The organism is Nocardia sp. N2S4-5 (assembly GCF_044628355.1).
Classification (GTDB): domain Bacteria; phylum Actinomycetota; class Actinomycetes; order Mycobacteriales; family Mycobacteriaceae; genus Nocardia; species Nocardia wallacei_B.
This window is the reverse complement of the sequence record NZ_JBIUPM010000001.1, coordinates 6,353,235-6,370,684: the sequence shown is the minus strand read 5'-3', so window position 1 is coordinate 6,370,684 and position 17,450 is coordinate 6,353,235. Positions and strand designations below refer to the sequence as shown.

The window sequence follows — 17,450 nt, the reverse complement described above, 5'->3', positions numbered from 1 at the left end:
TCCGGGCGCCGACTCGGTCAGGCGGCCCGTGGCGGTTCGGTGAGCGCTTGTTCGCGCAGGGTGGTGAGGATGCGTTTGAGGGTGCGATGGATCTGCATCTGGGAGACGCCGTAGTGGCGTCCGATTTCGGTCTGGCTGCGGCCGGCGAAGAAGCGCTGGATGAGGATGTCGCGGTCGCGGGCAGCGCGGCGATGAGGGGGCGAATGGTGATGGCGTCCTCGAGCAGGGTGTAGCAGGGATCGGTCGTGCCGAGATGGTCGGTCAGGGTGGTCTGGCCGTCGCCGGTGTCGATGGGGGTGTCGAGGGATTCGGTGCGGTAGCTGTCGGCGGCGACGAGGGCCTGGGTGACATCCTCGCGGTCGGCGCCGAGCGCGTCGGCGAGGTCGGTGGCGGTGGGCATGCGGCCCAGTTGCTGGGCGAGGTCGGGCGTGAGGGCGGCGATGCGCTGGCGGAGTTCCTTGAGCGCGCGCGGCACGCGCAGCGCCCAGCCGTGATCGCGGAAGTGGCGGCGGACCTCGCCCATGATGGTGGGCACGGCGAAACCGAGAAAGCTGGCGCCGTGGCCGGGATCGAAGCGGTTGACGGCGGCGAGCAGGCCGACGCGGGCGACCTGCAAAAGGTCGTCGTAGTCCAGACCACGGCCGGTGAAGCGGCGGGCGATGTGGTCGGCCAGCGGCAGGGCGCGGGCGATGATGTCCTCGCGCAGGCGTTGGTGGCGCGGGTCGCCCGGATCGAGAGTGGCGAGTTCGGCGAACAGGGGCTCGAGGCCGTCGTAGCTGTCGGTGCCGCGGCGGGAGCGCCGGGCGGTCGAGGACGGGGACGTGCGCGTGTCGGTGGGCATGGCCGAACTTCTCTCCCAATCTATGCGGACGGACATCGGACGCACTACGTCGGCTACCCGGTCTCGACGAGCTGAAAATAAATCGCCGCGCGGGACCGCGTCAGGCCACCACAGGCGTGCCGACGGGATCGAGCACGATCTTGACCGCGCCATCGGACTTCTGCTGGAACATGCGGTAGGCGTCCGGCGCGGCGGACAGCGGAAGCCGGTGGGTGGCAAAGCCTTCCACGCCCAGCGGATCGCCGTCGGCCAGCAGCGGCATGATGTCGGGCGCCCAGCGGGTGACGTTCGCCTGGCCCATCCGCAACTGGATCTGCTTGTCGAACAGCACGCGCATCGGCAGCGGGTCCACCATGCCGCCGTACACGCCGACCAGCGAGATGGTCCCGCCGCGGCGCACGATGTCGATTGCGCTGCGCAGCGCGGCGAGCCGGTCGATCCCGGCCGTGTCCATCATCTTCTGCGCCACCGCGTCCGGCACGAACGCCGCGGCGCGCTGGGCCAGCGACGAGATCGGCGACCCGTGCGCCTCCATGCCGACGGCGTCGATCACCGCGTCGGTGCCGCGCCCGTCGGTGCGATCGCGGATCACCTCGCCGAGGGAGTCGTGCACCCGTTCCATGTCGACCACCTCGATCCCGCGCCCGGCCACCCGCGCCAGCCGCTCGGGCACGCGGTCGACCCCGATCACCCGCACACCGCGATGCGCCGCGACGCGGCAGGCCATATCGCCGATCGGGCCGAGGCCCAGCACGGTGAGCGAATCACCGGCCGAGACCCCCGCGTACTCCACCGCCTGCCACGCCGTCGGCAGCACGTCGGACAGATACAGGAACCGGGTGTCGTCGGGGCCGTGCGGCACCTTGATGTGCGTGGCATCGGCATGCGGCACCCGCAGGTACTGGGCCTGCCCGCCGGGCACCTGCCCGTACAGCTTCGAGTAACCGAATAAGGCGGCGCCGGAGCCCTGTTCGCGCACCTGGGTGGTCTCGCACTGGGTGGGCAGTCCGGTCGTGCACATCGCGCAATCGCCACAGCTGATCTGGAACGGGACCACCACGCGATCGCCCACGGCGAGGGTGGTGACCTCCGGGCCCGTCTCGACCACCACCCCGATCGGTTCGTGGCCGAGCACGTCGCCCGGGCTCATGTAGGCGCCCAGCACCTCGTACAGGTGCAGATCGGACCCGCAGATCGCGGTCGAGGTGACCTCCACGATCGCGTCCGTGGGCTGCTCGATACGGGGATCGGGCACGTTCTCTACGGCGACATTGCGGCGTCCCTGCCAGGTCACGGCTCTCATCTGCGCTCCTCACCGAGATCGTTCGAGTCCTTCCCGCGCTACCCGCCTCCGGGCCGCGCAAACTGCGGAACGGCCCGCATACCCCGGCGACAGCCGGGTAGTGCCGCAGACGTGGTCGCAACCGCGCCACCTCGTCGAGCCGGAGCGCTCGCCGAGCCACACGGCCGCCGAGGCGCCCGAACACGAAGGAGAGCAATCATGGGTACCGTGACAGCCGCCGTGGACGTCGAAGTCCCGATCCGGACCGCCTACGACCAGTGGACCCAGTTCGAGACGTTCCCCGAGTTCATGGAGGGCGTCGAACGGATCGAGCAGCGCGACGACACACATACGCACTGGAAGGTGCAGGTCGGCCCGGCCACCCGGGAATTCGACGCCACCATCAGCGAACAGCATCCCGACGAGCGGATCGCGTGGCATTCGGATTCCGGGCCGACGCATGCCGGTGTGGTCACCTTCCACCGCCTCGACCCGAACACCACCCGCGTCACCGCGCAGATGGACATCGATCCCGACGGGTTCGTGGAGAACGTCGGCGACAAACTCGGCGTGATCGATCGCCGGGTGCACGGCGACCTGAAGCGCTTCAAGAACTTCATCGAGCAGCGCGGGGCGGAGACCGGGCAGTGGCGTGGCGACGTCCCCCGCTCGCAACCCTGACCCGGAAGTACAGTGAGGCCCCCACGGAATCCCGTGGGGGCCTTGCCCTCAGCCCTGTTCCTCCTCGTCGAATTCGAAACGCAGGGCTTCGACGCAGCGCTCGTATTTGCGGGTCATCTCGGCTTCGCTGTCCGCGCCGATGAAGATGTCCGCCAGTTCGAAACTGTAGCTGTCCTGGGCGGGCGCATCCGATAGCCGGGCGCCCTCGGTGGCGACGACTTCGATTGTGACGCCGGGTATCTCGTTCTGCAGCGCCTCGATCTCGGCGTCGGTCGGCACCCGGGTGACGACGGCGTCGGAGAATCGGCGGTAGTACCACTTGGCGGCGATGTCGTACGGTCCCTCGTTGCGGGGCAGGCTCGGGTCCATGCCCAGACCCAACCGGACCATGCAGTGGTGATTGGGAATGCCGTCCACGGCCATGAACATGTCCGCGTGCGATTGCGAGTGCCGCGCGTTGATCTCCAGCACCGAGACCCGCCCGGTATCCAGATCGCAGAAGAACTCGATGCTGAACGTCGAATTCGTCAGGCCCACCTGCTTGATCACCCGCTCGGAGATGTCGGTCATCCGGGCGACGATCTCGCGCGGCAGCTGGGACGGATACTGATGGCGCAGGAAACTCGACGTATCGGGGTAATTGATGGAGTCGAGCGCGCCGTTGACGGTGACCTTGCCCTGGTACACATACCCTTCGGTCGCCGCCTGCACCCCAGTGAGCGCCTCCTCGGCCAGGCACGCCTGCCCGCCGATCCCCGCGATTTCCGGCGGCAATTTGGAGCGCATTGAATCCGCCCCAGGAAATTCCCATCATGCCGATTTTCCCATTGCACCAAGGCTGTTCGGCCATCCATTTCAGGACATCTTCGGCATCGAGATGTTCCTGCTCGAGATATTCATCGGCGAGGATGCCCTCCGATTCTCCGGTACCACGCAGATCGACCCGGACACAGGCGTAACCGTGCCCGGCCAGATAGGGATGGTGGATCGAATCCCGCACCGCGGTGAGATCCCGCTTGCGATAGGGAATGTATTCCAGAATCCCGGGCACGGGCTCGTCGTCGGCGGCGGTCGGCCGCCAGATCTTCGCCGCCAGCCGGGTGCCGTCCGACATCGGGATCCACACGTGTTCCGCCACGGTGATCTGCTGGGGAAACGAGGTCACCGTCCGCATGCCAGGTCCTTTCTCTCGCCGTCCGCGACCGCATTGGCAGCGCTACCCGTTTGCACCTCGACTACACGGTGCGACGGGCCACGGACGGTCCCGGAGAGGAGTCGACCTGCCGGTCATCGCCGAAAACGCTTGCCCTGGACCCTCGACTGAAATAGTATCCAGACACATGTCCGAGAGTGTGTCCACAACTGCCGACGCGGCTGCCCGCCGGGTCGGTGGCGACGGCTCACCAGGTGTCGCGCGCGGAATCGAGAAAGTTCTCCCACTTCGTGACCAGCCGCAGGTAGCTGTCCAGTTCCGCCCGCGAGGTGCGGAAGAGTTCGGCGGCCATCCGGCGGCCGTAGTCGTCGGCCACAGCCGCCGCCCGCTGCCCCGGCGCGGTGACGAAAAGTTTCTTACGCTTGCTATCGGAGGGATCCGGCAATTCGGAAACAAGACCTTTTTGCTTCAGCTTTGCAATGTTCTGCGACATCGCCGAACGCGTGACGCCGAGGCGCTGCGCGAGCTCGCTGCCGGTAATGCCGGAATGATGCGAGATCAGAAAGCACATCTCGGCCTCCAACATGGTCAGCGGCGGCCCCTCGCCATAACGGCGCGGCGTCCTGCGGCCCTGGTTGATTTTGTTGACGACACGCAGGAGGCCGACGGCGATCTCCCGCGCGATGTCGGCATCGCTTTCGGCCACGGCGCACCTCTCCTGGTATTTCCGTCGAAGTCGTTGACAGCCCGGAACGCCGAGTGTACCTTGCCTGTTAAGTTGCTTAACAAGCGACCACCATCCGATTCTCGGTCCCGAACGCATCAGTAATAGCGCACCCAGCCTCGGCAGACGAAGAATAAGCGGTGCCGAACTCTGAACAATCGGCCCGCGTAATGCGGCACTTTCGTCGAACAAGGAGGTTCGGTGTCGACGACAGACCTGGCCATTCGCACGGCACTCCGCCGCAATTTCTCCGAGACGGTGCTGTCCAGCCTCGCCACGCTCGGACGGGCGATCCACATGGGCGCGCAGGCGCTGCGCATCGGCGTGCTGGACGTGGTGCGGCTGCGCTTCCAGGTCCACGAGACGCTCGCGCAGGCCTGGTTTCTGATCAAGGTCACCGCGATCCCCAGCATTCTGATGGCCATCCCGTTCGGCGTCATCGTCTCGGCCCAGGTCGGCAATATCGTGTCGCAGCTCGGCGCGGATTCGATGATCGGCGCGGCCGGCGGGCTGGGGGTGATCAAGCAGGGGGCGCCGATGGCGGCCGCGATGCTGCTCGGCGGCGCGGGCTCGGCGGCCATCGCGGCCGACCTCGGCGCCCGCACCATCCGGGAGGAGGTCGACGCCATGCGGGTCATGGGCGTCGATCCGGTGCAGCGCCTGGTGGTTCCGCGCATCGCCGCCATGATGCTGGTGGCGCCGATGCTCACCAGCCTGATCATCGTCGTCGGCATCGCCTCCGGATTCGCGGTCGCGGTCACCGCGCTGGATGTGACCCCGGGCAGCTACTGGGATTCGTTCGGCTCGTTCACCACTCCGATCAATCTCTGGGTGGCGGTGCTCAAGTCGTTCGTGTTCGGCTTCCTGGTCGTCGTCATCGCCTGCCAGCGCGGGCTCGAGGCCAAGGGTGGCCCGCGCGGCGTGGCCGACGGGGTCAACGCCGCGGTCGTCATGTCGATCGCCGCCGTCACCGTCCTCAACACCGCGATCACTCAGGTGGTCACCATGTTCATCCCGGTGAGGATGGCGTGATGACCGCGACGCCGTACCTGCCGGCCGGACTGCGGTGGGCCAACCGGTTGCGCGGCCGGATACATCCGCTGGGCCCGATCGAGTCGATCGGCTTCGCGATCGGGTTCGGCTGGCAGGTCTTCGCTTCGCTGCCCTACACGCTGCGGCGGTACCGGCGCGAGACGATCACGGTGATCACCGACATGACCTGGGGCCGCGGCTCGGTCATCATCGGCGGCGGGGTGGTGCCGCTGATGCTGCTGCTGGGCGCGGCGATGGGCGCGTCCATCGGCATCGAGGCCTACAGCGCGCTCAATCTGCTCTCGCTCGGACAGCTCAGCGGCCTCATCTCGGCCTTCGGCGTCACCCGGGAACTGGCGCCGATCGCGGCGGGGGTGGGATTCGCCGCGCAGGCCGGGTGCCGAATGACGGCCGAGATCGGCTCCATGCGCATCTCCGAGGAGATCGACGCCCTCGAATCGCTCGGCATCCGGTCGGTGCCGTTCGTCGTGACGACCCGGGTCGTCGCCGGAATCGTCGCGGTCGCACCGGCTTTCGTGGTGGCGCTGATCCTCAGCTACCTGTCCTGCGAGGTGATCGTGACGACCATCCACGGCACCCCCACCGGCACCTACGACCACTACTTCGACCAGTTCGTGCTGGGCTGGGACGTGATCGCCGCGACGGTCAAGGTGATGATCTTCGCCATCGCCGTCGTGCTGATCCATTGCTACCAGGGCTATTTCGCGACGGGCGGCCCCGAGGGCGTCGGCATCGGTTCCGGCCGCGCGATCCGCGCCAGCCTGGTGTCGATCATCGCGCTCGACATGTTCGCCACCATCGTCCTGTGGGGCTTCCAGTCCCCCATCACGTTCACCGGGTGACCGCATGCCTCCCTACATCCTGCCCGGCACCGAGGTCGGACCGCGCCGCGCCCGCATCCTCGGCGCCTGCGCCGTGCTGCTGGCGCTGGCCCTCCTCATCGGCTGGCGCGTGCAGCCGGATCGCCGGCCGGCCGACGAGATCCGGGTCGCACTGCTCACCGGCCACGTCGGCGAGGGCATCGAACCGGGCACCGATGTCCGGCTCGACGGCGTGCGGATCGGGTCGGTCACCTCGATCGACACCGCGGCGCCGGGTCGCCAGCGCGTCGAATTGGGGCTGCTGCGGTCGCAGCTGTTCGGCCTGTCCGACACGCTGACCGTCGACTACGCACCCGGCAATCTCTTCGGAATCAGTGCGGTGCAACTACATTCGCGCGGCGGCGGGGCGATCCTGGCCGACGGGTCCACGGTCGACCTGACCGGCCGCAACGCCGACCGCGTGCAGGACGCCACGCTCTCGGCGCTGCTGCGCTCGACCGGACAGCTCACCAACGACGTCCTCACCCCGCAGCTGTCCGAACTGCTGCACAAGACCTCACAGGACCTCACGGCCTTCACCCCACTGCTGCAGGCGATGGGCACGACGATCCGTTCGTACACCGAGACGCGGCAGTTGCCGGCGTCGCTGCTGTTCGACCGGTACGGCTCGGTGCTGACCGGCCTGCCGCCCATGCTGACCGGCGCGATCACCCTGCTCTACGGCGACCTGACCAACGCCTACCTCGCGAATCCGGACAACCTGACCCGGTACGGCAACCTGTGGACCAACGTGCAGAACCTGTTGCTGCCCGCGGCGACTCGAACGCTCAGCACCGCCCGGGGATACTTCGGTGAGTTGCTGCCCATCGCCCCGCTGATTCTCGACCGGCTGTCCGCGTCGGTCAGCACACCGGACCGTTCCGCGGGACAGCTGAGCGAACTGCTCGACCGGCTCGACACGGCGTTCCACGATTCGCCCACGGGCCCGGTACTGCACGCCGGCGTCGAATTCGATTCCATACCAGGGCTTTCCGCGCCGCTGTCGGCGACGCTCGGCGGAGGGCAGCGATGACGAGCCGATCCCTGCTGCTCCGCCTCGCCGTGGCCGCGGCGCTCACGATCGTGGTGCTGATCGGGGTGCTACGGGTGATCGAACGGCCGGTCCGGGGCGACACCGACACCTACACGGCGATGTTCACCGACGCCAACGGCCTCCGCACCGGCGACGACGTGCGCCTCTACGGCGTCCAGGTCGGCAAGGTCCGCGATGTCGAGCTGGCCGGAGCGCTCGCTCGCGTGCACTTCACCGTGACCCGCGATCATCCGCTGTTCGACGGCGGCAAGGTCGCCATCCGATATCAAAACCTCACCGGCTTCCGCTATCTGGACATCCAGCAGCCCGAACGACCCGAGCGCCACCGCGATCCGAAGACCGTCTTCGAGATCGCCGACACCATCCCGGCTTTCGACATCACCACCCTGTTCAAGGGCTTGCAGCCGGTGCTGGCCGAGCTGTCCCCCGTCGAGATCAATCAATTCGCGACCAGCATGCTCGCGGTCATCCAGGGCGACGGCACGGGCCTGGGCCCGGCGCTGGACGCCGTCGACAAGCTGAGCCGTCACGTCTCGGACCGCCAGGCGGTGGTGTCGACGCTGGTGTCGAACCTCGCCACCATCTCCGATCACCTCGGCGGCAAGTCGGGAAACACCATGGAGCTGATGGCGAATCTGACCAACCTGTTCGTCAACATCACCGACAAGCTCCCGGGACTGGTCCAGTTCTCCCGCACCATCCCGCCGATCTTGAAACCGCTCCGGAGCACGCTGGCCACCCTGGGCGTGAGCGGTGACCGCGGTCAGGACCTGGATGCCTTGTTGCAGAACGCGATTCCCGATCCGCACGAGGCCGCGGTGGTGTTCGGGCGGCTGCCCGGCCTGCTCCAGACGATGGCGGCGGCGGTCCCGCCCAGCGGCCCCGACGCCGCGCTCACCTGTTCGCGCGGCACCGCCGCGGCGCCCGAGCCGCTGCAACTGCTCATCTCCGGACAGAGGATCACGCTATGCAACAGGTGAGTTTCGCTTCCCTGCGCGCGGCGCTCCGGGGCAAGGGCCGGGCCGTTGATCCGCGCGGCACCGAACTACGCTGGGGCATAGCGGGTTTGGTCGCGGCAGTGCTGCTGATCATCGCGATCGGCGCGGTCTACGTCACCGGCACCACCCCCGAGCGGGAGTATTCCGCCGATCTGGCGCAGGCCGGTTCGATCCGGACCGGCGACGACGTGCGGGTCGCGGGGATTCCGGTCGGCAAGGTGAAATCGCTGACGCTGCTGCCGGATCGGGTCCGGATGAAGTTCACGGTCGACGACAAGGTCTTCGTCGGGGACCAGACCGCGCTCGGCATCCGCATGCTGACCGTGGTCGGCGGCTACTACCTCGCCGTGCAGCCCGCGGGCACCCGGCCGCTGGGCTCGGCGATCATCCCGCGGGAACGAGTCACGCTGCCGTACAACCTCACTCAGGTCTTCCAGGATGCCGTGCAACCGGTCCGGGACATCGACGGCAACGTGCTCCGCGAGACACTCTCCTCGCTGTCCACCGCGGTCGACGGCGGCCCGGATTCCTTCCGCGCGGCGCTCCGGGCGGTCGGTGACCTGACCGGGATCATGGACCGGCAGAACGCCGACATCTCGCGCACGCTCGCGCTGGCCGACGAATATCTGACGGCCCTGCGCGAGAACGCCGACGTGCTGGTGCGCCTGATCACCGCGCTGGCGGGCATGGAGGATGTCATCCGCAACAACAAGACGGAGATCTCGGAGGCGCTGGACGACCTGGGGACGGTCCTGCACGGCCTGTCCCCCTTGGGCCGCGCGTGGGACACGAAGCTGAAGGAGCGGGCCCAGCCACTCGCCGACGAGGCGATCCCGAAGCTCCAGGAACTCGGCGCCCGCCTGGGCACACTGCTCGATGCCGTGCGCGATCTGGAGCAGCGGCTGCTGCCCCTGCTGCCCGGTGGCGGCGGCGTAACCGTCGACCAGTCCGCGGCGACGATCGCGCTGCCGGCCGTCTGCGTTCCCGTTCCGGGCGGAGGTTGTTGATGCTCGCGAAGATTCTCGGCTCGCGGGGGCTGATGTCGGCGGCGGTGGTGATCGTCCTCGTCGCGGCGGCCGCGGCGGCTCTGCAACTGACCCGATCCGGCCCCGGCTCGCGCGCCTACTGCGCGGAGCTGCCCGACAGCATCGGCCTGTACGAGGGCAGCGCCGTCACCGTCATGGGCGTGCAGGTCGGCGAGGTCACCGATATCCGGCCCGACGGCGCCCGGACCCGCGTCGGGTTCACCGTGCGATCCGACCGCAAGCTCCCGCCCGATGTCGGGGCGGTGACCGTGAGCGAGAACCTGATCGCCGACCGGAATCTGGCGCTCATCGGCGCCGAACCCGCCGGGCCGGGCTGGGATCCCGGCGCCTGCATCACCAGAACCCTGACGCCCAAGAGCCTTTCGGAAACCTTCGACGCCCTCGCCGGGCTCGCCGACAAACTCAACGGCGCGGGAGATCCCGCGCAGCACAACGCGTTCGGCGCCGGACTCGACGCGGTCGATCGCGCGACCGCGGGCACCGGGGATCAACTCAACGCCGTCATCCAGCAGCTCGGCAAGGCGCTCGCCGCGCCCGACGCGGCCATCGGGCACATCGGGCAGTTGCTCGACGCCCTCAGCGAACTCGCGCACCGCGCCGTCGGCGGCTGGGCACAGGTGAAGGACACGGTGATTCGGCTGCCGCAGGCCTTCAACGACATCAACGTCCTCGCGTTCCCGCCGGTCGTGGAGATCGTCGCGGCCCTCGCCGACGTGCTCCCGCAGCTCAACGACGTGTTCATGATGTTCGGTACCCCGGCGGTGCGCGCGCTCGACGCCACTCCCGGTCTGCCCCAGCTGCTCGCGGCCGGGGTCGGCTCCCTCACCGATCTCATCCGCATGACCCCGGCCGTCGCCACGGGCTTCGCCGGTGCCGTGGACCCGGTCAGCGGCCGCCTGACGATCGGCTACGCGCCGCCGAAACTCGCTCTGCCGCAACACGATGCCGATCGGGTCTGTACCGCCGTACAGGCCGTCACCGGACAGCGTTGTGCCGCAACGGAGAACGGCACGGTCGCCGTGCCCGCCCTGCCCGCGCTGCTTGCGGGGGTGAGTGCGCGATGAGGCGCCTGGTCGCCCGGGCGGCGTTCGGTCTCGCGGTGGTGCTGGCCGCCGCGGGCTGCGATGTCCAGCCCGCCGACGTCCCGGTGCCGGGGGTCGGCGTCGACGGCCCGACCTACCGTCTGCGCATCGAGTTCGCCGATGTGCTCAATCTTCCGCAGGGCGCCAAGGTCATCGCCGATGGTGTCCGGGTGGGGCAGCTGCGCGGAGTCACCGTCGTGGACCCGGACCCGTCCCGGAGCAAGGGGTACGTGGTCGCCGACGTCGACATCCGCGACTCGGTGCGGCTGCCGATCGGCACCACTGCCGAACTGCGCCAGGAGACTCCGCTCGGCGACGTGCACATCGCCCTCACCGAACCCGCCGCACCCGCGGCGGACCGGCTGCGACCGGGCGCGACCATCCCGCTCGCCGACACCACCCAGTCACCGCCCATCGAGGACATCCTGGCCGGACTGTCCACCTTCGTCGGCAGCGGCGCCGTCACCGATGTGCAGGACATCGTCCGCAAGATGAACGGCATCCTCCCGAAGGACCCCCGCGACACCACCCGGATCGCGGCCACGCTCGGCGCCGACCTCACCGGCCTGGGAGCCGACCTCGACTCCGTCGACCATGTCCTGGACGGCCTGCAGGCCACCGTGACCGACGGATTGGCCGCCAACACACCGTATTTCGACGAACTGCTCACCCCCTACGGCGTCGAGCAGACCACCGCGTCGGTGAATGCCCAGATCGGCGTCATTCTCGTGCTGACCGCGCTGGGCCCGATCGGGCCCGCCTCCGCCTGGCTGGGCCCGCTGCTGCAGTCGGTCGACGGCACCGCCCGCGCCGTGGTGCCCATGCTGTTCGGCAACCACCCCTTCGACACCGGTTCGCCGTCGAACATGAAAAAGCTGCTCGACCTGATCAACACCAAGATCATTCCGTTCGCCGACCACGGACCGAAGGTCGACCTGGTGGAACTGAACCCGCAGGAGCAGACCGGCCGCATCGTCGACAGCCTCCGCATGATCGGAGTGGTGCGATGAATATCCGTGCGGCCGTGTCACTTTCGGCGATCGCGGCGGTGCTGATCCTCGGCATCACCTATATGACGGTCGGTGTGCTGCACCTGGATCCGCGTCGCTCGCACATCACGGCCGAGATGCGGCTCGCCGATTCGGGCGGGCTCGGGCCGAATGCCCCGGTACTGCTGCGCGGCGTGCAGGTCGGCCTCACGAAGGAGGTGCGCAAACAGGCCACCGGTGTGCTCGTGCGGCTCGAGATCGATGACCGATACCGGATTCCGGTCGCCAGCGATGTCGTCATCGAACAGTTGTCGGCACTCGGCGAGCCCTATATCGAATTCGAGCCGGCCGACGGCGGCGGACCGTACCTGGAGAACGGCCAGACCGTGCCGACCGACCGGATCCGCACGCCGATGACGATCACGGCGCTGTCGTCGCGGCTGGTCGAACTCATGAACCAGATTCATCCGGAGGTGATGGGCCGCCTGGTCGACACCTTCGGCCGCGCGCTGTCCGGCACGGATACCACGATGCAGACCCTGCAACGGTCGACCACGCTGCTGGCCACCACCCTGCTCAGCCGCACACCCACCATCCGCCGGCTGTTCAGCGATATCCAGGCGATGGGCGGCGACATCGACTGGCTCGGGCCCTCGCTCGCCGCGGCCGGTCCCGAATTCGGCGAGTTCGGCCGCTACCTGAACCGGATCGTCGAACAGGGGTCGGGGCTGGTCGATGCCCGGCCGACCTCGGTGTACTTCACCGGCGACGGGGTGGTGCCCTTCCTCGACAACACCACCGCGCTGCTGAACAAGATCGGCCCGAGCATCGCCCCGCTGGGTCCGGTCCTGCAGCCCGTGGTCGCCGACGCGGTCCACCGCACACCACACATCAATATCAGCACCTTGATCGATCAGGCGCTCTCCAGCGTCGACACCGACGGGACGGTACGTTTCCGAATCAACGTCAAATAGGGACAGAGCATGACCACAGCAACAGACGAAGACACCACCCGCACCACGCCGGAGGACCGGCCCGAACCGTCCGCGCCGCAACCACGCACGCTCTCGATCCGGCTGTCGACGGTGCTGCTCACCGCGGCGATCGCCGGGCTCCTCATCGCCACGGTGGTGTTCGCGGGACTCTACTGGTCGGCGCGGTCCACCCTCGCCGACCGCGACGCCCGCGCCGCCGACGACCGCCGCGCCGAGCAGATCGCCACCGACTACGCGGTCGGCGCGTCCACCATCGACTTCCACGACGTCAAGGGCTGGATCACGCGGTTGCAGGCCGGGACCACACCGCAGCTCTCCGCCAAATTCGACGCCACCGCACCGCAATTGGAGCAGATCCTGCTGCCGCTGCAATGGACCTCGAAGGCGACGCCGCTGTCGGCGGCCGTGACCTCCGAATCGGGCGGCATCTACAAGGTCAACGCCTACCTCAACGTGAATTCGACCAGCGCGCAGACGCCCGACGGCGCGCAGACCACCGTCACCTACTCGCTCACCATCGACCGCAACGACGGCTGGAAGATCACCGACGTCGGCGGCCTGCAGAACGCGCTACCGACGAAGTAGGGGCGCGTCCTCATCGGGTATCGGCGAGATGCCTTCGGAGGAAACGGGTCTGGTGCTCGACCGCCGCGGCGAAGCACGGCCGGTCCGGAAAGAGATCGAAGTGGTCGCCGGGATAGTGCCGGACCTCCGCGCGCGCCTTGAACGCCACCTTCGCCGCGGCGTGCGGCGGCGCCACTCGATCGAAATCGGCGATCTGCACCAGCACGGGGGCCGTGATGCGACCGGCGTGCCTGCCGACCCGATAGCCGCCGAGTTCCAGGGCGACCGCGGCGTCCACCTCGTTGCGCCAGGTCGGTCCCGCCAGGGCGAGATAACTCTCCCGGTAGCCGTCGGCGGTCAGCGCGGCGCGGTCCCCGGGGTTGCCGACCAGTGGCATGGTCACGGGCTCGCGGCCCAGCCGGGCGGACAGCGCGCTGCGCACGGCGGTGACCGTGGACCCGGCAATCGCCTTGGCTCCCAGCTCTTTCCAAGCCAGCACCCCGGCAGCGGGTCCAGAGACCAACGGGACCATCGCGATGACCGCGCACACGTCGGACCGGTCCGCGGCCAGGGTCAGCGCGTGGCCGCCCGACATCGACACACCCCACAGCACCACGCGCCCGGGGTCCACGCCCGGTTGCCGCCCGGCCGCCTCGATCGCGGCGCGGTAGTCCGCCAGTTGCGCCGCCATCGACACCCGCTGCCGCGGCTGTCCGCCGGATGCGCCGAAACCCCGGTAGTCGAAGGCGAAGACGGCCAGTCCCAGCTCGCGCAGCGCGTCCGCGAACGGCATCAGCCCGGAATCCTTGGTGCCGCCGAAACCGTGCGCCATCACCACGACGGGGCAGCGCCCGGACCGTTCCAGCGGCCCGCCCGCGCCCGGATCGAAAAACCAAGCGTCGCAGTCGGTTCCGTGCGAGTCGAAACGAACGCGCCGATGGTCCGCGGTCATCGGACCACCTCCTGCCCGATCGGCCGCTCCCCCACCCGCGACCAGCGCGGCGGGCCCGCGCTCGCGGCCCGGCGGGCCCCTTCCGGTAGCTCGCGCACGCGCATGTCGTGCTCGTAGAGGAAGTAGTCCACCTGCTGGGTGTGCCGCGGGCGGTCGAGCATGTGCCCGGTGTAGCGCTGCTGGTCGGTCACGATCACCCGGCGCATCTCGGCCTCGGCGGGCAGCCGGTAGCGGCCGACCGCGTAGGCGCCGACGAGCCGGGCCTGGCATTCCACGAACGGGAACAGTGTCGGCGTCGCCTGCGCGAATCCGGCGAACACCAGATCCTCGAGGCCCGGCAGGAACATTCGCTTGTACAGGTCGATCCGGTTGCCCGGGGCGCTGATGAACTCGGGATCGAAGAACGGGAACGTGATGTTGTAGCCGGTGGCGTAGATGATCACATCGAAGTCGTCGCTGCTGCCGTCCCGGAAATGTACGGTGCGGCCGTCGAGCCGGGCGATATCCGGTTTGGGCAGCACGTCGCCGGAACCCAGCCGCAACGGCAGTTCCACCGATTGGGTCGGATGCGCCTCGAAGAACTTGTGATTGGGCGTCGGCAGGCCGTAGTTCTCCGGCCTTCCCGCCGTCAGCGGCTGGCCCCACTGGACCACCTTGCGCTGCCACGACGCAGGGATATACGGGAAGGTGCGGAAATACTTGTCGGCCGGGCGCCCGGCGATGTACTTCGGCACGATCCAGGCGCCCGAACGGGTCGACAGCGTGAGCCGGTTGCCCAGCGCCTTCGACGACAGCTCCACCGCGATGTCGGCCGCGCTGTTACCCAGGCCCACCACCAGGATTCGCTGGTCCCGGAAGTCCAGCGGGGTGCGGGGATCGATGTAGTGGTGCGCGTGCAGCGTCTCGCCGGTGAACTCGCCCGGGAAGTCGGGGTAGCGCGGATCCCAGTGGTGCCCGTTGGCCACCACCAGCAGATCGAACCGGCGCGACTCGCCGCGCTCGGTCTCGAGTTCCCAGCCGCCCCCGGGCAGCCGCCGCGCCGCGGTGACGCCGTTGCGGAACTCGATCGCCGCCGCGAGATCGAAAGCGGCGCAATAGTCGTCGAGATACCGCTTGATCTGCGTGTGGTGCGGGAAGTCCGGATAATCCGCAGGCATCGGGAAGTCCCGGAACGACAACTGATGCTTGGAGGTGTCGATGTGCAGCGACCGGTAGGCGCTGCTGTGGCCGTTCGGATTGCCGAACGCCCAGTTGCCGCCGACCCGGTCGGACGATTCGAAGCAGACGTAGGGCACGCCGTAGTCGGCGAGCATCTTGCCGGCCGTCAGCCCGCTGATGCCGGCGCCGATGACGGCCGTCCGCGGTAGATACATCGTCGGTCCCTTCCGAGGGTGTAGACAGTTTGAGAATTATGTCTACTGATGGACAGAATCTCAGATCTGTCCATAGGTTGCTATGGTTTTCGCGGAACCGGTGGCGATGGACCTTCGAGGGAGAGCGGGGCGTGTGACCGAGGCACCGACTACGCAGGTGGTGGACCGGCTGCTCGACGCCGCCCAGACGTTGCTGGCGCGCAAGGGGATTCGCGCCACCACCGTCATCGAGGTCGCCGAGGAAGCGGGGGTGTCGCGGGCCTGGCTGTACCGGCACTTCCCGGACAAGTCGGCGCTGCTGGGCGCGGCGATCGTCCGGCTGAGCGACTCGTTCTGGAACGACGCGCGCGCCCAGCTCGACACCTTCGAGACCTTCACCGAACAGCTCGTGGCGGGGGTGCGCATCGGCCGCCACGCCTACGAGGATCCGGGCGCCCTGCCCCTGCGGCTGCGCGTCACCGAGCCGGAGGAATTCGCCGCGTGCGCCGGCGCGGGGGTGTCGGGGCTGGTCCCGGATCTCGGGGCGTTCTGGCTGCCCTATGTCGAAGCGGCGGTCCGCCGGGGCGAGATCCATCGCGATCACGATCCCCGCGAGGTGTCGGAGTGGGTGGCGCGGGTGCTGATCAGCCTGGGCACCATGCCCGGCGAGACGGTCGACGCGGACGACCCCGCCGCCGTGCTGCGCCAGGTGCGCCGCTTCGTGATGCCCGCGCTGCGAACCGATCCCGGACGCTGACCGCCGACCGGTCAGCGCAGCCCGCCGGGGGCCAGATCGTCGATCGCGGCGGCGCTGCGGGTCAGCATGGTGTGGAACATCCGGTCCCCGCGTTCGGTGGATTGCGCCGCGCCGCAACCGAAGACGATGATCAGCGGGGCCTGGATCAGCTCGGTGGTGTAGTCGTGCCAGCACTGTTCGAGGGAGTAGTCCGTGACGCCGTGCCGCAGCAGCGCGGCGTGGTAGTCGCCGACGATCGCGCGTTCGTGCGCGCGGCGGTCCGCGACGGGCAGGCTGGTGGCGAGCAGAAAGCCGATGTCGCGCAACGGTTGTCCGGGTGTGATGGCCTGCCAGTCGATGAACGTCACCGACCCGTCGGGCCCGAACATCACATTGTCCACGCGCAGATCGCCGTGCAGTAGCGCGAAGTGCCGCACCGGGGTGACCAGCCAGTCCCCGGCCGTCGCCACGAGCCAGTCGAGGGCGGCCAGTTCCAGCGTGCTCAACCGGTCGGCGAAGCGGTCCCGGAAGGCGTCGGTCATCGGGGCGAGCACCGAATCCATCAGTTCGCGATCCGCTTGCGTCGGCAGCGCCAGGCCCGGCTCGGCGAACAGGGTGTCGTCGCACCAGCGCGGTCCGTGCAGGCCCGCCGCCGCGACGGCGATGGTCCGCGCCTGGTCGACGCCGCAACCGGCGATCTGATCGCCCTGCGTGGCGGGCGCGAGATCATCGAGCAGCAGCACGAATTCGGCGCCCGAGTCCGACAGCACCGAGCCGTAGCAGCGCGGCAGCGGTACCCGCACCGTGGCGGCGAGGTTGCGGTAGAACCGCACCTCGTTGCGGAACGCGCCGCTGCCGAAACTGCGCTGATCCGCCGAACCGGTGGCGAGCTTGGCGACCATCGTGGACGGCAGCGCGGTAGCGTCGCGGTAGCGCAGCGCCAGCCGGTAGCTGCCCGCCATCTGGCCGGAACCCACCGGTGTCGACGCGACACCCTCGACGGTCACGTCGTGGCCGTGCGACCGCAGCAGCGCGGTCAGCCACTTCGGGGTGAGTTCGGTTGCGCTGGTGGGGATATCGAGCGACAT

At 68.7% G+C, this 17,450-nt stretch carries 18 protein-coding genes and 2 pseudogenes; 11 read left to right on the top strand and 9 right to left on the bottom strand.

From position 1 onward, the window contains the following. Positions 1 to 17 precede the first annotated feature (17 nt). The 3 genes and pseudogenes from ACFMRZ_RS29405 to ACFMRZ_RS29395 form a co-directional block, all read right to left on the bottom strand. Complete coding sequence (locus tag ACFMRZ_RS29405; RefSeq protein WP_400183001.1) at positions 18 to 125, bottom strand: hypothetical protein; 108 nt, start codon at positions 123 to 125, stop codon at positions 18 to 20. A 194-nt stretch (positions 126 to 319) separates the two neighbouring features. Then, positions 320 to 841 (bottom strand): annotated as a pseudogene (locus ACFMRZ_RS29400) (sigma-70 family RNA polymerase sigma factor); the annotation flags it as partial. 100 nt (positions 842 to 941) lie between these two features. Then, positions 942 to 2,144 (bottom strand): alcohol dehydrogenase catalytic domain-containing protein, encoded by a 1,203-nt coding sequence (locus ACFMRZ_RS29395; RefSeq protein ID WP_400181557.1) that lies wholly within the window; start codon positions 2,142 to 2,144, stop codon positions 942 to 944. A gap of 198 nt (positions 2,145 to 2,342) precedes the next feature. On the opposite strand from ACFMRZ_RS29395, the gene ACFMRZ_RS29390 reads away from it, so the two are divergent. Beyond that, complete coding sequence (locus ACFMRZ_RS29390) at positions 2,343 to 2,804, top strand: SRPBCC family protein (RefSeq protein ID WP_280277033.1); 462 nt, start codon at positions 2,343 to 2,345, stop codon at positions 2,802 to 2,804. Between the two features lie 48 nt (positions 2,805 to 2,852). Here the strand turns inward: ACFMRZ_RS29390 and ACFMRZ_RS29385 are convergent, their stop codons facing one another. From ACFMRZ_RS29385 to ACFMRZ_RS29375, 3 genes and pseudogenes are all read right to left on the bottom strand, one after another. Then, positions 2,853 to 3,590 (bottom strand): ATP-grasp domain-containing protein, encoded by a 738-nt coding sequence (locus tag ACFMRZ_RS29385; RefSeq protein ID WP_400181556.1) that lies wholly within the window; start codon positions 3,588 to 3,590, stop codon positions 2,853 to 2,855. 7 nt (positions 3,591 to 3,597) lie between these two features. After that, positions 3,598 to 3,918, bottom strand: a pseudogene (locus ACFMRZ_RS29380) (CocE/NonD family hydrolase); the annotation flags it as partial. Between the two features lie 286 nt (positions 3,919 to 4,204). Then, entirely contained in the window at positions 4,205 to 4,663 is a 459-nt protein-coding gene (locus tag ACFMRZ_RS29375) for a MarR family winged helix-turn-helix transcriptional regulator (RefSeq protein WP_280365278.1), read from the bottom strand. 219 nt (positions 4,664 to 4,882) lie between these two features. On the opposite strand from ACFMRZ_RS29375, the gene ACFMRZ_RS29370 reads away from it, so the two are divergent. Genes ACFMRZ_RS29370 through ACFMRZ_RS29330 form a run of 9 tightly spaced genes read left to right on the top strand, consistent with a single transcriptional unit; the run spans position 4,883 to position 13,343 of the window. Beyond that, positions 4,883 to 5,713 (top strand): MlaE family ABC transporter permease, encoded by an 831-nt coding sequence (locus ACFMRZ_RS29370; protein ID WP_400181555.1) that lies wholly within the window; start codon positions 4,883 to 4,885, stop codon positions 5,711 to 5,713. Continuing rightward, positions 5,713 to 6,576: an MlaE family ABC transporter permease gene (locus ACFMRZ_RS29365; RefSeq protein ID WP_400181554.1), complete on the top strand. Its 864-nt coding sequence runs from the start codon at positions 5,713 to 5,715 to the stop codon at positions 6,574 to 6,576. The genes ACFMRZ_RS29370 and ACFMRZ_RS29365 overlap by 1 nt, the downstream gene beginning before the upstream one ends. 4 nt (positions 6,577 to 6,580) lie before the next feature. Continuing rightward, the gene (locus ACFMRZ_RS29360; RefSeq protein ID WP_400181553.1) at positions 6,581 to 7,627 is read left to right on the top strand and encodes an MlaD family protein; all 1,047 of its coding nucleotides are present in this window, start codon (positions 6,581 to 6,583) and stop codon (positions 7,625 to 7,627) included. Continuing rightward, positions 7,624 to 8,628: an MlaD family protein gene (locus tag ACFMRZ_RS29355; protein ID WP_400181552.1), complete on the top strand. Its 1,005-nt coding sequence runs from the start codon at positions 7,624 to 7,626 to the stop codon at positions 8,626 to 8,628. Before ACFMRZ_RS29360 ends, ACFMRZ_RS29355 begins: the two co-directional genes overlap by 4 nt. Further along, entirely contained in the window at positions 8,616 to 9,653 is a 1,038-nt protein-coding gene (locus tag ACFMRZ_RS29350) for an MlaD family protein (protein WP_400181551.1), read from the top strand. Before ACFMRZ_RS29355 ends, ACFMRZ_RS29350 begins: the two co-directional genes overlap by 13 nt. Continuing rightward, the gene (locus ACFMRZ_RS29345) at positions 9,653 to 10,756 is read left to right on the top strand and encodes an MlaD family protein (protein ID WP_400181550.1); all 1,104 of its coding nucleotides are present in this window, start codon (positions 9,653 to 9,655) and stop codon (positions 10,754 to 10,756) included. The genes ACFMRZ_RS29350 and ACFMRZ_RS29345 overlap by 1 nt, the downstream gene beginning before the upstream one ends. Next, complete coding sequence (locus ACFMRZ_RS29340) at positions 10,753 to 11,784, top strand: MlaD family protein (protein ID WP_400181549.1); 1,032 nt, start codon at positions 10,753 to 10,755, stop codon at positions 11,782 to 11,784. The genes ACFMRZ_RS29345 and ACFMRZ_RS29340 overlap by 4 nt, the downstream gene beginning before the upstream one ends. Then, positions 11,781 to 12,737 (top strand): MlaD family protein, encoded by a 957-nt coding sequence (locus tag ACFMRZ_RS29335; protein WP_400181548.1) that lies wholly within the window; start codon positions 11,781 to 11,783, stop codon positions 12,735 to 12,737. Before ACFMRZ_RS29340 ends, ACFMRZ_RS29335 begins: the two co-directional genes overlap by 4 nt. 9 nt (positions 12,738 to 12,746) lie before the next feature. Further along, positions 12,747 to 13,343, top strand: coding sequence for a hypothetical protein (locus tag ACFMRZ_RS29330; RefSeq protein ID WP_280277045.1), 597 nt, complete (start codon positions 12,747 to 12,749; stop codon positions 13,341 to 13,343). 10 nt (positions 13,344 to 13,353) lie between these two features. Here ACFMRZ_RS29330 and ACFMRZ_RS29325 read toward each other — a convergent pair whose 3' ends face one another. After that, positions 13,354 to 14,274: an alpha/beta hydrolase gene (locus ACFMRZ_RS29325; protein WP_400181547.1), complete on the bottom strand. Its 921-nt coding sequence runs from the start codon at positions 14,272 to 14,274 to the stop codon at positions 13,354 to 13,356. Further along, positions 14,271 to 15,647, bottom strand: coding sequence for a flavin-containing monooxygenase (locus ACFMRZ_RS29320; RefSeq protein ID WP_400181546.1), 1,377 nt, complete (start codon positions 15,645 to 15,647; stop codon positions 14,271 to 14,273). The genes ACFMRZ_RS29325 and ACFMRZ_RS29320 overlap by 4 nt, the downstream gene beginning before the upstream one ends. A 133-nt stretch (positions 15,648 to 15,780) precedes the next feature. Between ACFMRZ_RS29320 and ACFMRZ_RS29315 the strand changes: the two genes are divergently transcribed. Next, positions 15,781 to 16,383, top strand: coding sequence for a helix-turn-helix domain-containing protein (locus ACFMRZ_RS29315; RefSeq protein WP_280277048.1), 603 nt, complete (start codon positions 15,781 to 15,783; stop codon positions 16,381 to 16,383). A gap of 11 nt (positions 16,384 to 16,394) precedes the next feature. Here the strand turns inward: ACFMRZ_RS29315 and ACFMRZ_RS29310 are convergent, their stop codons facing one another. Further along, the gene (locus tag ACFMRZ_RS29310; RefSeq protein ID WP_400181545.1) at positions 16,395 to 17,450 is read right to left on the bottom strand and encodes a phosphotransferase; all 1,056 of its coding nucleotides are present in this window, start codon (positions 17,448 to 17,450) and stop codon (positions 16,395 to 16,397) included.